Here is a 15820-nt window from a genome sequence, read left to right on the forward strand (position 1 = left end):
ATGAATTTCGCCCAACCCGGCTGGCTCGCCTTGCTGATCCTGCTCCCCGTCCTGGGAGTTGGCGCGGTGCTTGCTTCGCGCCTGCGCAAGCAGCAGTGGGCGGCCTTCGTGGCCCCGCGGCTGCGGGAAACCTTGCTCAAGCGCGGCAGTCCGCTGCCCCGCTGGTTCGCCCTGTTTTTCCTCCTAACCGCCTGTGCGGCCCTGGTCATCGCGCTCGCCCGTCCCCGAGGCGACGCCGGCACCAGGACCGAGAAAACGCTCGGCCGGAACATCATGATCGCCCTCGACATTTCAAAGAGCATGCGGGTCAGCGACGTCAAACCCGACCGGCTCACCCAGGCGAAAGTCGTCATCTACGAACTGATGGAAACCATGCCTAACGAGCGCATCGGCTTCCTCGGATTCGCCGGCAACCCGTACGTTTACGCGCCTCTCACCATCGACCACAGCGCCGTGCGCGAGACCATCGACCAGATCGATGAAACCTGGGCTCCGCTCGGCGGCTCCGATCTCGCCGCCGCCGTCCACCTCGCGACCGAGACCTTGAAAAAAACCGGCCAGAAAAACAACGCGCTCGTCATCCTCAGCGACGGCGAGAAACACGAGGGTGACCTCGACGCGATGATCGCGGAAGCCGAGCGGTCCGGCGTTTACATCATCGCCATCGGAGTCGGCACCGAAGACGGCGGCTTCGTCCCGAATTCCGATTTCCCGAACGGCCAGATGATCGATCGCTCGGGCCGCACCGTCATCAGCCGCCTGCAAGGCGACGTGATGCGCAAACTCGCGGAAGGCACCAAGGGCCGCTTCACCATCGCCGGCTCGGGGCTCGATGTGCCCGGGATGGTGAAATCCGTGGTGAGTGGACTGGATGCCTTTGAAATGGAAGGCCGCGAGCGCCGGATCTCGATCGAGTTCTATCAGTGGCTGGTTTTTCCCGCGATCCTGTTCCTCGCCGTCTCGATCGTCGCGGGCACGCGGTGGAAGGGAATCCGCGCGGCGATCCTCCTCACCGGCGGCTTCCTGACGATCAACCACGCGCAAGCCGGCGACGCGTCCGACGCCAAGGCCGCGCTGGCCGGGCAGCACTACGAGCAAGCCCGCGACGCCTATCACAAACTCGCCGGAGAATCGAAATTCCGCGAAACCCAGGCCCGCTACCGCCTCGGCGAGGCGGCCGCCGCCTATCGCGCGGGAGACTTCCGCAGCGCGCGCACCGCCTTCAGCCAGTCGTTGCTGTCGAGTGACTCGGTAGTCCAGGCGGGCGGACACACGGGCATTGGAAATTCCTTGTTCCAGCTCGGCTGGAAGGGCCTCTCCGGCGATGCCTATCCAAGCGCCCCGCAATCGGTCCCCGACCTCGCCCGCTTCGACACCATCGTCAAGGAAGCCCTCGCCAAACTGCGCGAATCCGAGTTCCCCGAGGAAGGCGAGGCGGGCGGATACGTCAAGATCGAGTCGCTCGTCACCAACTGGGCGGATGCGGTTAGGCACTATGATTCCACGCTTACCCTGTTTCCTTCCGACAAGATCGCCCGCAAAAACCGCGAGCTGACAATGACCTATCTCAAGCGGCTTGGGGAATTGCTGGATCAGGAAAAGCAAGACACCGAGCAATCCATGCCGCAACCCCAACCCGGCGAAGGCCAACCCCAACAGGGCGAGGGCGAACCGAAAGAAGGGGAAGAGGGTAAAGACGGCCCCAAGCAACCCGGCCAAAAAGGCGACGGCGAGAAGGAGCCCAAAGCAGGCAAAGGCGATGACGGGGAGAAGAAAGACGACGCTCAGAAAGGCAAGGCTAAGGACAAGAAAGACGGGGACAAAGAAGGCGAAAACCCCAACGAGTCGCCCCAAGAACGCGCCCACCGGATTCTCAAGGAAAACGCCGACCTCGAAAAAGGCCCGCTCACTCCGGGCCGGCGCGAGTTCCGCGACGCGGAGAAAGATTGGTAACATCATGAACACTTTGAAACATTCCATCCGAGCCTTCCACGCCGTCGCCGCCTGGATCCTTCTCAGCGCCCATGCCCACGGCCAGACGACGTGCCGGCTTTCCACCTCTTTTCTCGCACGCGGCGAGCAAGCCTTGCTCGAGATCTCCGTGGCCGGCGGCCTGCCTAACGAAATCCCCGCCCCCCCCGGAATCAAGAACATCGCCATCCAAGCCTCCGGCCGCGGCCCGCAAACAAGGATGCTGCCAGGCAGGAGACTGGAGTATGTCTTCGACTACATCGTCTCCGGCTATGAAACCGGCAAATACGTCATCCCGCCGGTCGAGGTGATGGTGGACGGCGGCAAGGTGCTAACCGAACCCCTTGATTTCGTGATCTTCAATCCGGACGAACTCCAATGGTCCGAAGTCCAGGCCGGCGGGAAAACCATCCGCTACGCCAGTTCGTTCCGCGTCCTGAACGACAAGCCTTTCGAAAACGAAACCACGACCACTGAAATCAAGCTCTTCGTTCCCGAAGAGATGATCATCGAGGACTGGGGGATTCCGGATTTCGAGCGTGACGGCGTGGCGGCATGGCGCTTCCAACCCTCCCCCATGCGCAGCAGGATCAACCTGTTAGGAATGCGCTACGTCTCGGTCGCCTACCCGAGCACGATCACTCCGACCCGCAGCGGAAAAATCGCGATTGGCCCGGCGAAAATCCGCTTGATGACTCGCGAGATGGTCATGGACCCATTCCCGCGCCAAGTCAGCGCCGAAGTCTATCTGCAGGTTCCCAAGCTTGAAATCGAGTCGATCCCGCTGCCAGAAGGCGCGCCCGAGGGATTTGAAAACGCCGTGGGCAGCTTCCGACTGAGTGCCAGCACCACCGCGACCGAGGTCCAGGAGGGCGACCCGATCTCGGTCGATCTGATCGTCAGCGGCAGCGGCAATCTCGACACGTTGCGGCCGCCTCAACTCGAAAACTCCGCCGGTTGGAAAATCTACGGCACCACCACCGAACAACGCGGCGACGAGCGCCGCCAACTTTCCGGCAACGTCGTTTTCCACCAATCCATCCGCCCCTTGGAAATGAAGTCGGAAATCCCGCCATTCCGCCTGGCCTACTTCGACCCGAAGGACGAAACCTACAAGACCCTGACGACCGAGCCCATCGCACTGAAAATGCGGCCGAACACCTCGCCGGGCACCAACCCCGCCGCAGCCATCCAGGCTCTGCCAGTCCCCTTCGAACGCATGACCGACATCCTGGCAGTCCTCCGCCCGGCGCAACTCACCGTGCCCGCCGTCCCCGCGATTCCCGGATGGTTAGGCCACGCTGCCGGCGCGTTGCTCGCGCTCACCCTCATCGCCAAGGCGCTCTGGATGCGCTACGGCCCACGCCTCAGGAAGAACCCCGCCCGCGACGCGCGGATGTGCGAGCTGCGGGAGATCGAGAAAACCCCGCCCGCCGATGACACGCGTTTCCTCAAATCCGCCGGAGCTTTTATCGAGCGCCATCTCGGTGAGAATCCGGCACCGGACATCCAAGCCATTCTCGCCGAGCGCGACGCCGTCTGCTTTCTAGCCGGCAAGCCGAAAGCCGCGCTCGATCCCAATCGCCGCAATCAAATCCTCAAGCTCCTCCGCCAGGCGGCGCTCGCGTTCGCGTTCATCGCCGCGCTCGGTTTCAGCCCGCACGCACGCGCGGAAGACGCCGCCACTCAAGCATTAAAAGCCTACGAGTCCGCGAAATACGACGACGCCGTGCAGCTCTGGCTCGGCGCCGGAAACTACCAACAACTCTCCGCCGACACGCTCTATAACATCGGCAACGCCTGTTACCGCTCCGGCTCCCCCGGCCACGCCGCGCTCTATTACCGCCGTGCGCTCGCCCGCGATTCCGGCCACCAGGAAGCCCGCCAGAACCTCCGCTTCATCGAGCGGAAACACGGCGCCATCGTTGTCCATCGCCCGGAATACCAATACGCGCTCGCCCGCTTTCCCCTCTCCGCCTGGCAGGCTACCTGTTGGACCGGTCTCTGGCTGTGCGGCCTCGCGTTGCTCGTATTCCCCGCGACCCGTCCCGGCGCGCGGCTGCGGGTCGCCGCCGTCGGAGCCCTCGTGCTGGCTCCTCTGCTCGTATCCGTCGGCGCGCTCGGCTGGCGTTATTTCCCGAACGACGCCGAGTTCGCTCCGCTCGCCAAACAAGCCGTCATCATCGCGGAAAAAACCGCGCTCCACACCGATGCCGCCCGCACCGCGCCCGAGGTCATCGACGCGCCGCCCGGCTCGCTCTGCGAAATCATCACCGAGTCCGGCCGCTGGGTCTATGTCGCCTTCGCCACCAAAACCCGCGGCTGGGTGCCCGCCGAAGCCATCGAAAAAGTCGTGCCGGAAAAGCCCCCCGAGCCGCCGAAATTCCGCAAACCCAAAGCCGACGGCAAATCCGCCTGACGCGCTCTGAAGAGTTGCCAACACCGATTGATTCGGCAGTATCTTCAACATGAAAGTCAAAAAAGCCGTCATCACCGCCGCCGGTAAATCCCAGCGCACTTTACCGCTCCAAACCCTCGTTGACCGGGACGGCACTTCCAGATCCGCCCTCGCCATTCTCGCCGATGAAATCACCGCCGCCGGCATCGAGGAAATCGCCGTCGTCATCTGCCCAGGCGACGAGGCAGCCTACGTTGAGGCCGCCGGCCCGCATGCCAGCCACATGCGGTTCATCGAGCAAACGGAAGCCCTCGGTTACGGCCACGCCGTCCACTGCGCCGCCTCGTTCACCGGTGCCGACCCGTTCCTGCTCATGGTCGGCGACCACCTCTATCTGAGCCGCACCGAGACGTCTTGCACCGCCCAGCTCCTCGCCACCGCCACCACGGAAAAGTGCTCCGTGTCCGCCGTCCAGGCCACCCACGAGAGCAAGCTCCCGCTCTACGGCACCATCGGCGGCCGCCGCGTCCCCGGCAGCGATCTTCTCTATCAAATCGAGACCGTCATCGAGAAACCCACTCCCACCGAGGCCGAGCAAAAACTCGTCGTCCCCGGACTCCGCGCCGGCAACTACCTCTGCTTCTTCGGCCTCCACGTCCTCACCCCGACGGTCATGGAAACTCTCGCCCGCCAGCTTGTTGACGGCCGCGCGGACCTTTCCAGCGCCCTCTCGGAAATCGCCCGCGGCGAGCGCTACCTCGCCCACCAGCTGCAGGGCCGCCGCCACGACATCGGCGTCCACTACGGCCTGCTCACCGCCCAGCTCGCGCTCGGCCTTGCCGGAAGGGACCGCGACGAAATCCTCACCAACATCGTCGAACTCCTCGCCCAATCCCACGCCTAACCGCAACCGGCCATGGCCCTGCTCACCCTCATCACCTCGCCGGACGCCGCCGTCCGCGACCTCTCGCTCGACGCCGCCTGCGAGAAACTCAGCCTCGCCGAGCTCCTCGCCGAGGCCGACGCGCTCGACGCCTTCCGCCGCACCAGCGAGAATCTCTATCACCGCGTCCGCGCCCTGTTGTTCCTCTACTCCATCCACCGCTTCCACCTGCCGCTGCGCCTCGTGGACGGCAACCATCCGGTTGCCATCCCCTTCAAAGGCTACGAAAACCTACTCGAACGCCGCTTCGAGGAAGCCATCGACGTTTTCCTCAAAACCCAGCGCGCCGAAACCCCGAGCGACGGCATTTCCAGCGCCCTCGCCTCCGTCTATCAGCGGCTCGCCTTCCAGACGCTCGCCGACCAGGTCCGCCGCAGCGTCCGCAGCGTGAGCGGGAACCAATGGATGTTCCGCATGGGCCACCCGGCCGACCAACCGCTGCGCATCCGTCCGGAAATGACCCGGCGCGATCCCGCCACCGGCACCTATCCGATTCTCCGCGAGCGCACGCCCGTCCGCATGGACCTCACCCATTGCGGCTGGAGCGACATCTTCTTCCTCGGCATGGACTACCCCGAGGGCGCCAAGGTCCTCAACATCTCCATCGACCTCGCCGTCCACGGCCGCGACAAGTCCCCCAGCCCGCCGGTCGAAGCCAGCCTGCGCATCATCGAGGAACCCATCCTCCGACTCACCAGCGTCGATCTCGGCTGCAGCGCGGAAATTTCCAGCCTCAACGAGGTCTTCGATTTCGCCAAAGACTACCTCGGCCTGCTCAAGGCCGCCGTCATCGCCAGCGGCATCGTCCCGCCCGGCATCGAGGGCTCCGGCCAGAGCCTCGCCGACCTGCTAGCCCGCGTCGTCGGCCCGGGAAAAGGCCTCGAACTCGTCTCCAACGTCAACAACATCCCCAAAGGCTCGCGCCTCGCCGTTTCCACCAACCTGCTCGCCGCGCTCATCAGCGTCTGCATGCGCGCCACCGGCCAGGCCCGTTCGCTCACCGGCCCGCTGGAGGAAAACGAGCGCCGCATCGTGCTCGCCCGCGCGCTGCTCGGTGAGTGGATCGGCGGCTCCGGCGGCGGCTGGCAGGACTCCGGTGGAGTGTGGCCCGGCATGAAACTCATCCAAGGCACCTTCGCCACGGAAGGCGATCCGGAATTCGGCATCTCCCGCGGCCGACTCATGCCCACCCACAAAGTGCTCGATGACACCGACGTCCCGGCCGACGCCCGCAAAAAGCTACAGGACTCGCTCGTGCTGGTCCACGGCGGCATGGCGCAGAACGTAGGTCCCATCCTGGAAATGGTCACCGAGAAATACCTGCTGCGCAGCGGCCCCGAGTGGATCGCCCGCCAGCAGACGCACGGCATCCTCGACCGCATTCTATCCGCCCTCCACACCGGCGACATCCCGGCCATCGGCGCGGCCACCACCGAGAATTTCCGTCAGCCCATCCAGACCATCATCCCGTGGGCCAGCAACCTCTACACCGAGACACTCATCGAGAAAATCAGCGGCGAGTTCGGCTCCGACTTCTGGGGATTCTGGATGCTCGGCGGCATGGCCGGCGGCGGCATGGGCTTCATCTTCGCCCCCGAGAGGAAAGCCGAGGGCCAGCAACGCCTCCAGGCCATCATGTCCGAAACCAAGAAAATGTTAGCCTCCGCACTGCCCTTCGCCATGGAGCCGGTCGTTTACGACTTCGCCATCAACGAGCGCGGCACTTGGGCAGATCTGCTAGCCGGTGAGGACGCGCTGATGCCGTCCGGCTACTACAGCTACATCGTCCCCCAGCTGTTGCGCAAAGGCCGCCACGAACTCTCGCCGCTGCGCCTCGCCGAGCTCGACCACTTCGCCACCGCCTGCCGCGACCACCCCGAGCTCCGCGGCATGGTGCAAACCTTGTTCGACTCCATCTTCCCCCGCAGCAAGGGGAAAAGCCGCAACAGCGAATCCCTCGCAGAAATCCTCGCGCAATTCGGCTTCGACCGCACCGCCCACGAACAGATCCGCGCTGACCTCAAGGCCGGGCGAATCGGCCTCGCCCAGAACCGGCTGCCCGCGAACGCCATCATCGAGGACGTCCACGACACCGACCTCACCCAGGCCGATTCCATTTCCGCCGCCTCGCGTGAAAAAGGCCTCGCCGCCTTGAAAAACGGCGAAGTCGCCGTCGTCACCCTCGCCGCCGGAGCCGGCTCCCGCTGGACCCAGGGCGCGGGAGTGGTGAAAGCCCTGCACCCGTTTTGCAAACTCGGCGGCCGTCACCGTTCGTTCATCGAGACCCACCTCGCCAAAAGCCGGAAATCCGGCCGCGAGGCGGGCATGCCGATTCCCCACATCTTCACCACCAGCTACTTCTCCCACGACCCCACCCAGCGCTTCCTCACTCATTACGAAAATTACCACTACGAGGGCCCGCTCTATCTCTCGCAGGGGAAATCCATCGGCCTGCGCACCGTGCCCACCGTCCGCGACCTGCGCTTCGCCTGGGAGGAAATGCCCCAGCAGGTGCTTGACGTGCAACAGCAAAAAGTCCGCGACTCGCTGCGCACCGCCCTGCTCGGCTGGGCGGAATCCACCGGCGAGGCCAGCGACTACACCGACAACCTGCCGCTCCAGTGCCTCCACCCCGTCGGCCACTGGTATGAAGTGCCCAACCTCTTGAGAAACGGCACCCTCGCCGCACTTCTCGCAGAACGCCCTCAGCTCCAAACTCTTGTCCTCCACAACATCGACACCGTCGGCATGAACGTGGATCCCGCGCTGCTAGGCCACCACCTCGACAGCGGTGCCGGACTCAGTTTCGAAGTCATCACCCGCCGCCTCGAAGACCGCGGCGGCGGCCTCGCCCACGTCAACGGCCGCCCGCAGCTCGTCGAAGGCCTCGCCATGCCGCGCGAGGAGGACGAATTCAATCTCTCCTACTATAACAGCAACACCTGCTGGATCCAGATCGACGCCCTGCTCCAAGCCTTCCATCTCACCCGCGCCGACCTCACCGACCTCGAAAAAGTCAACACCGCTATCCGCAACCTCGCCGCGCGGATGCCCACTTACATCACTCTCAAGGACGTGAAAAAGCGCTGGGGCCACGGCCAGGAAGACATCTTCCCCGTCTGCCAGTTCGAAAAGCTCTGGGTGGACATGAGCAACCTGCCGTCCTTGGAAACCAAATACATCGCCGTCCCCCGCCTCCGCGGCCAGCAGCTCAAGGACCCGTCCCAGCTCGACGGCTGGCTCCGCGACGGCTCCGCCGCGTATCTGGAAGGGCTGTGCGAGTGGTGAAATAAGATCGGATGGGGTCACGGGGCGCAATCCCCGTGCCCCCATCCGATCTTATCCATCCGGAACATCAGATAGAGCCCTCCTTCCCGGCCACTCAAATGATCGAACGGAAAGGCGGCTCAGCTCTATCTCCATCGCCCTTGAAATCAGGAACCCCGACGGCTTCCATCCTCGCGCACCGTCCAATCAACCTCGTGCGAAGCCAATGAGCCAGGGCGCGCGTTTCGGTCGAACGTTTGCTGCGATGGCAGACGCGTGGCTGGGTTGAGTTAGTGGGGTGATTGTGGAGCTTCTGACGTCTTGCCATCCGCGGATTGTTCGGCATGATGTCAGCAACAGCAGCGCGGTGTGGTGTGGTGCTTCATGGACGGTGTGAACTGCCGCAACGGCTCCTATGCCACCCCACACCACAAGTAGGGAGGTGGCGCTGATCATGGATCTGATTCCATAATCTTCTTATTGTAGCCGAACTTTGTAATTCGTTCCGTCAGAGGGTGCGCGACAACGAGCGGGTTTGGCGAGGACGTTCTGGCGGAGATTCGTGCAACCCTGCCTTTTTCCAATGATTTAGGGAGGAAGCAACCGATGCTTGATGTCCACGATGCCCGAACGGGAGTTGCCGGTTTCCGGGGTCATTTTCGTTAGTTGTTCGTTTTTCAAAGCATGGTTACCATCACAGATGCTTGATGACTCAAGCGTCGGAAAGACCAGCACTTTTTCAAACGACGGAACGCCAGAATCATCGCAGTCGAATGACGAAGGCGGGGCCGGGGACGAGCCATTCCAACAGACGATTCCAGGGACGAAGGGGGGCAGGAATGCCCCCTCTTTGTCCGGAGATCAGGCGGCGGAAGGTGGCGGGGTTTCCCCGACTCCGCGCCCGAGGTCGCGGACGATTCGGGCGGCTTGCCAGGCTTCGGCGAAGCGGGTGCCGGACCCCGACAGGTCGGAGCAGTCCACACTGAGGCGGAAATTTTTCCCGAAAACACACAAGTCCCGCTTCCGATTTGGCCTGAAGCTTGCTTATGGTCCCGCCGAACCCACGACGCGCCTGCTCCCTTCATCATGCCCAATCTCAAAGACAAAATCGGTTTCACTGACAACGGCCCTGCCATCGCTTCTCCCGCCGAGGAAAACCGCTTGCGCGAGTTCGTCAACCTGAAGCTCGCGGCGCGGGGTTACCCGATCGTGGGCGATGAGGCGGATTACCCGTTTCTCGATCTCGGTCGCTCACTGATCGCGAATTTCCAGGAAAAATCGCGGCTGCTCTCGGACTACCTTTGCCCGGTGGACGCGTCGATCGACGCCTTTCTGCGCGACTATCTCGGCCGTGAAATCGTGGCGGAGGTTTTCCCGGACGCCATGCATCTGCTGCCGGCCGCGCCGCTGATCATGGAGCGCCACGGGATCGCCCGGATGCTGTCGCTGCCGCCGGATGAGGATGAATTCAAGTCGTCGATCCTGAGTTCCTACCGGGTGCATCAGGGGGTTTGCCACAACCCGGCCAACGACCGGCGGACGACGGAGGGGGTTTTCCACGTGACGGAGGGCGGCTTGCCGGTGCCTGCGGACAAGAAATCCGTGCCGAAGGAGGTGTTCGCACGCTTGCTCAAAAACGCGCTCACCCCGCCGCCGGACATCATGACGCTGCCCTTCACCGGCACGAGCAAGGAGCCGGCGAAAGTCTTCGTCTCGCTGCTGCTGCGGCCGGTCGTGGCGCCGGAAGTGCCGGGGGTCTCGCCGGAGAAATCGATGGAAACGCGCTTCTTCGCGCCGGGGAATCTGGTGAGCAACCTGGACTTCGTGGAGAGCATTTTCGGCAACGGCGGCGATCCGTTCCTGCCGGACAACGACGCCCGCCTCGATGCCGAGCATTGGTCCGGCCACACCGGCTGCGTGATCCTCGCGCCCCATCTCGTCTCGCTGACCAAGAAGGACCTCGGGCTTCCTAACATCGCCGACGCCACCGAGCGCCAGCAGCGCGAGCGCATGTGCTGGACCTCGCCGGACGAGCTCTACAACGACGGCGGCGCGTTTAAGATCACCTGCCGCGACAAGCGCGGGATCATCGTGACGATCATCGCGGACAACTACTACGGCTACTGCAAGAAGGAGGTGAAAACCCAGCTCAGCTACGCGGCGAACCTCTTCGGCAACGCGGAGGAAGAGCATGCCGGCGGCGCGATCGCGTTCCCGAGCTTCGACCTGGGAGAGGATTTCTCGCTGAGCGACTACACGCGTCCGGTGGACCACAAGTTCTCCGGATTCACCAGCCGCTACGGGGAGATTTTCCACCTCCAGCCCGAGGGTTACGGCATCGACAAGCAGTTCGCGGACATCCTCTACGTGCCGGAGGACGTCCACATCGACCTGCACAGCCAGTCGGCCACGTGGACTAACGAAAGCGGGCCGCAGAAAATCTCGCTCCAGCCGGGCATCACCTACGTGCTGCCGTCCGGCTACAAGGTGGAGATGGTCAAGCCGACCGCCGGCCAGCGCTGGCGGCTGATAGGAACGACCGCGGAAGGCACCTTCTGCCACAAGCCCTGCACCGTCTCCGGCGGCGGCAAGTCGGAAATCTCCAAGTCCCTGTCCGACGCGATGATCACCGCCGCGGTGCTGGTCCATGATTTGAAGAAGGATCTCGATATCGCCTGGGGCATCATCAACCACGATTTCTCCAACCGTTACCAGAACCCCATCGAGCCCGGCAAACCCGGCCGCCCCTTGCTGAGCAGCGAGCGCTCGCTGGGCTCCGTCATCCGCCTGCTCACGCCGAACCCGGCCTATACGGATGAGTATAACCAGTGGCTCGGCACCTTCGGCCGCTCGGTGCGGGACCTCGTTTTCATCATCAAGCGCTTCCACAAACCCACCTGGGGCGAGGACTGGCGCAAGCGTTTCACCGTGGACCTGATCAACGGCGCGCCCGGCCGCCAGCTGATCTATCGGCGCCAGCGACTGGTCACCCAATACCTCCGCGTCGGCTTCACCGAGGACGGCACCTGGCGCACCTTCAGCATCCGCAAGGACTTCGCCCCGGCGAGAAAGATCCAGACCGAGGACGACATCAGCGCCTCGATGGTCGTCCCGCGCGGCGCGGTGGAAGGACTCCATCCGGACCTGGAGAACCCGTCCGTCAAGTTTGTCAAAAACTGCGAATACCGGCTGTTCCAGCGCCCTGACGACGCGATCGTCCGCGGCTATGACAAGCGGACGGAAGCAGACTTCAGCCAGGGCGGCCTGTTTTTCTCCAACTACGAGCCGATCTCCCGCCCGGACGCCGCGGCGATGGTGAAGGACGCCATCCGCTTCGAGCAATTCACCTCGCCGCTGCGCAAAACGCTCACCGCCTTCGTGGACGGGGAGAAACCGTCCTACATCGTCAGCTCCCACTTGCCGCGGATCGTCGATGGCAAGCCGACGAAAAACCCGCGCTATCTCCAGAACCGCCCGGACCTCGAGGACCCGCGTTCCGTCTATCTGGCCCAGCTCGGCGCCCGCTTCTACCGCCGCCTGCCGCTCGACGCGCCGGTGCTCAAGCCCGTGAACTCGGTGCTCGCCGGACGCCGCAACAATCCGCCGGACGAGGCGGCCGGCATCCGTGCGCTCGCCGTTTACAACCCGATCCACTATCAGGAACTTCCCGAGCTGTTCATGGATTTCATCGCCTCGCTCACCGGCAAGAGCCCGTCCACCACCGGCGCGGGAAGCGAGGGCGCGCTGACGAAAGGCCCGTTCAACGCGATCCTGCCGATCCACGACATCAACGCCGCGCTGGTTTCCTTCCTCCTCACCCACTACCACGGCTTCACCAGCGCCGCCGGCCACATCGGCCGGAAATACCGCGTCGATCACGACATCAGCCTGCTCGTCCCCGAGGTCTGGTCGCGCATGTTCATCCCGGAGCGCGAGCCGGACTATCTGATCAAGAACGGCTATCTGGAGAAAATCGAAGACTTCACTCACGAGGGCAAGCTCATCGAGGCGAGCCGGCTCGGCTACCGCATCACCGAGAGTTTCGTGACCACCTTCTTCGGCCGGATCTTCTCCGCGGCGGACACCGTTTTCACCGGCGACATGCTGCGGCCCGAGTTGCAGTCGATGGATGACTTCATCGACGGGCTCGACAACATCATCGAGACCCAGCGCCGCGTCGCGCGCAACTACTTCACGGACGGCAGTATCGACGCCGCCTGCCCGCCGCTCAAGGCGCTGCTCAACATCATGGCTTTCGGCGACCATGAGGGAAAAACCATCACCGATCCTTCCATCCGCGCGCTGTTCACCCGCGAGTCGCTGATTTCCTCGGACTGGTATCAGGCGCGTCTCGACGCCAAGGCCGGCGTGGACCAGGCGCTCTGGCAACGCCACCTCGCCTATCTGGAAGGCTTCATCACCAAGCCGAACTATCAGAGCGAGCTCAAGCGCCTCAAGTTCGAGGAACGCATCGCCAAGGCGAAGGACACGCTCGCTCACGTCAGCTCGACGGCTTACCGGGAGAGCCTCGTCGGCATGATCGGCGCGGACCCGGCGCTGGTTTGAGAATGGGACCTATGGGACCTATGGGACCTATGGGACCTATGGGACCTATGGGACCTATGGGACCTATGGGACCTATGGGACCTATGGCGCGTCGTCGCCGTGCTCGTCGAAGTCCATCTCGCGGACGCGCTTGCGGTCGCGCTCGAGCTCGACGTGCTTGCGGAGCAGCTCGCGGACTTGCTCGCCGCCGTGGATGGCGGGGATGACGAGGTTCGGCAGGGTGCGGTCGGACGTTTCCATCACGATGGACGCGAGGCCGGTGAGGCGCATCCACCAGGGGCGGACCATCTGCGAGTCCTTGACCCGATAGAGTTCGATTTCGTCGATCTTCTGGTTGATGACGCCGCGGGTGAGGCGCAACCGCTCGCTGGTGAGCTCGAAAACCTGCGTGCGGACGACGAGGTAGCGCCAAATCAGATAGACAGCAGGCAGCACGAGGGCGACGAGGACGAATGGAGCTGCTGGTCCGGCAATGACTCCACCGATGATGATTCCAGCAGCGACCACGAGCGCGGCGGCGAATGGCCCGAGGTTGAGCCACTGGGAGGAGCTGCCTTTCCAAAGCGAGTTTTCTTCAGTCATGGCGCGGAGCATGATTCCACTCCCCCGCCCCCGGCAAGTGGAGAATGAAAACGGATTTCAGGGCAGGCCGAGAAAACCGCGGGCGGCCGAGCGGATCTTTTCGGCTTCCTCATCGGTGTAATGCCGCTTTCCGTCGTAAGCCCAGACGGTGCCGGGCCACGCGGGATCGTCCGCCGAGCGGCCGACGATGTGGATGTGCATCTGCCGAACCTGGTTGCCGATGCACGCGACGTTGAGCTTTTCCGGATGGAAATAACCGGCGACGAATTCCGACACGCGGCGCATGGCGAGCATGACCTCCTCGTATTGGCCGGGCGGGAGCTGGTGCAGGTCCTCGACGCCCTCGACCTCGGGGACGAGTAGCAGCCAAGGAAAGAGCGCGTTGTTTTTCAAAAGCAGGCGGCAGCCGCCGAGCCGCCCGATTTCAAAGCCGCCGGAAGCGAGACGTGGATGGATTTCAAATGCCATGCCGGAATGAAGACAGAAGCGCGCGGATCTGTCACCCTTGCAGTGGCCGTCCAAGTCGCTATAACCCGGCGAGATGAATCTCCGCCGCCTTTACCCGCTCAATGGATTTCCGCAGCAGCGGCAGTTGTGGTCATGGATCTCGTTCGACGTCGCGAACCAGTCGTTCACGCTCATCATCAACACGCTGCTGTTCTCGATCTTTTTCTCACAAGTGGTCGTCCGGAACGACGCCATCGACGACCGCGTGTGGGCGCTGACCTACGGCGGCAGCATGTTGCTCACGGCCATCCTGTCGCCATTGGCCGGAGCGGCGGCGGACGGGCGGTCTTGGAAAAAGCGCTTCCTCGTCGGCTCCGGCCTGATGTGCGGGGTTTTCACCTGCGGACTTGGCTTCATCCAGCCGGGACAAATGTGGCTGGCGGTCCTGCTCTATGTCCCGGCGAACTTCGCGTTCTCGATCGGTGAGAATTTCCTCGCGAGCTTCCTGCCGGGTCTCGCGAAACAAAGCGAAGTCGGGCGGGTGAGCGGATTCTCCTGGGCCTGCGCCTACGCCGCCGCGCTGCTGTTACTGATCCTGACCGCCGGGGCGATGGTCGTGCTCAAGCTGGAATCCGCCGACACGTGGCGGCCGTTTTTCGTCTTCTCCGGGCTATGGTTCCTCGCCTTCACGATTCCGACGATACTGTGGCTGCACGAGCCGCAGGTGCCGCGCGTCATGCATCCGGGGAGGAATCTGCTCACCGCCGGATTCGTACGATTGGCGGAAACGGTCCGGGAAACCGCGCGCTACCGGGACCTCGCGCTGCTGCTAATCGCGTCGTTGTTCTACGGCACAGGCATGAGCGTGGTGGTGTTCTTCGCGAGCAAGCTGGCGGTGGAATACGGCTTCCAACAGGTCGATCTGGTGGTCTTCGTCGCGGTGATCACCGTCTCGGGAATCGTCGGCACGATCATCCCCACGCTCTATCAGGACAAGCTCGGCCACCGGCGCTCGGTGCTGATCTTCCTGGTGATCTGGCTGGCGACGGCGCTGGGCTTCGCATTTTACGCCTACCTTTACGACTCACACGCGCGGAGCGGCGCGGCCGGCGGCTATCCGACCTGGCCGCTGTGGCTGGTCGGAAACCTGCTAGGATTCGGGCTCGGCTCGCTGGGCTCGGCGAACCGCGCGTTCGTCAGTTACCTCGCCCCGCCTAACCGCGAGGCGGAGGTCTTCGGGATCTGGGGGTTGATGTGGAAACTGTCGGCGATCACCACCTTCCCCTTCGCCTGGGTGAAGGACACCATGGGAACCGCGCCGGCGCTGCTGGTGCTCGCCGGCTTCATTTTTGCCGGGCTGGTGCTGACCCTGATGATCGACGAGCGCCGCGGCTTGGCGGCACGGGAAAAATAATTCCGGGTATTTTCCAAGAAACAAGGCGGCGGCGGGTCTTCACCATGAAGGCCCGAATCCAACCCTTGTTTCCCATGAACCCGCACCTCGATTCCCATCCATCGCCCGCAGCCCCAATCCCCAAACAGAGGTTCTGGCAGAAACTCGGCGGCGGCTCCTTGTCGATCTCCCTGATCCTCCACCTCTTCCTGCTCGCCGGCGGCGTGATCTGGGTGTTCCAGGTCATTCCCAA

Annotated in this window: 8 protein-coding genes; 6 read left to right on the forward strand and 2 right to left on the reverse strand. The window is 63.6% G+C overall.

Annotated features, from left to right (window positions below):
• The 5 genes from AC4DF4_RS05030 to AC4DF4_RS05050 all read left to right on the forward strand — a co-directional run bounded on the left by AC4DF4_RS05030 (position 1) and on the right by AC4DF4_RS05050 (position 13145).
• Positions 1-1953, forward strand: a complete 1953-nt coding sequence (locus AC4DF4_RS05030) for a VWA domain-containing protein (protein WP_490047018.1) — start codon at positions 1-3, stop codon at positions 1951-1953.
• A 4-nt stretch (positions 1954-1957) separates the two neighbouring features.
• Positions 1958-4390 (forward strand): hypothetical protein, encoded by a 2433-nt coding sequence (locus AC4DF4_RS05035; protein WP_490047019.1) that lies wholly within the window; start codon positions 1958-1960, stop codon positions 4388-4390.
• A 49-nt stretch (positions 4391-4439) separates the two neighbouring features.
• The gene (locus AC4DF4_RS05040; RefSeq protein WP_490047020.1) at positions 4440-5273 is read left to right on the forward strand and encodes a sugar phosphate nucleotidyltransferase; all 834 of its coding nucleotides are present in this window, start codon (positions 4440-4442) and stop codon (positions 5271-5273) included.
• 12 nt (positions 5274-5285) lie between these two features.
• A complete protein-coding gene (locus AC4DF4_RS05045; protein WP_490047021.1) occupies positions 5286-8600 on the forward strand; it encodes a UTP--glucose-1-phosphate uridylyltransferase in 3315 nt (1104 codons plus the stop codon).
• 1065 nt (positions 8601-9665) lie between these two features.
• Entirely contained in the window at positions 9666-13145 is a 3480-nt protein-coding gene (locus AC4DF4_RS05050) for a PPi-type phosphoenolpyruvate carboxykinase family protein (protein ID WP_490047022.1), read from the forward strand.
• 81 nt (positions 13146-13226) lie between these two features.
• Here AC4DF4_RS05050 and AC4DF4_RS05055 read toward each other — a convergent pair whose 3' ends face one another.
• The gene (locus AC4DF4_RS05055; RefSeq protein ID WP_490047023.1) at positions 13227-13727 is read right to left on the reverse strand and encodes a PH domain-containing protein; all 501 of its coding nucleotides are present in this window, start codon (positions 13725-13727) and stop codon (positions 13227-13229) included.
• Between the two features lie 57 nt (positions 13728-13784).
• Positions 13785-14195, reverse strand: a complete 411-nt coding sequence (locus tag AC4DF4_RS05060; protein ID WP_490047024.1) for an HIT family protein — start codon at positions 14193-14195, stop codon at positions 13785-13787.
• A 73-nt stretch (positions 14196-14268) separates the two neighbouring features.
• Between AC4DF4_RS05060 and AC4DF4_RS05065 the strand changes: the two genes are divergently transcribed.
• Positions 14269-15588: an MFS transporter gene (locus tag AC4DF4_RS05065; RefSeq protein WP_490047025.1), complete on the forward strand. Its 1320-nt coding sequence runs from the start codon at positions 14269-14271 to the stop codon at positions 15586-15588.
• Positions 15589-15820 lie beyond the last annotated feature (232 nt).

Source organism: Luteolibacter sp. (assembly GCF_058122085.1).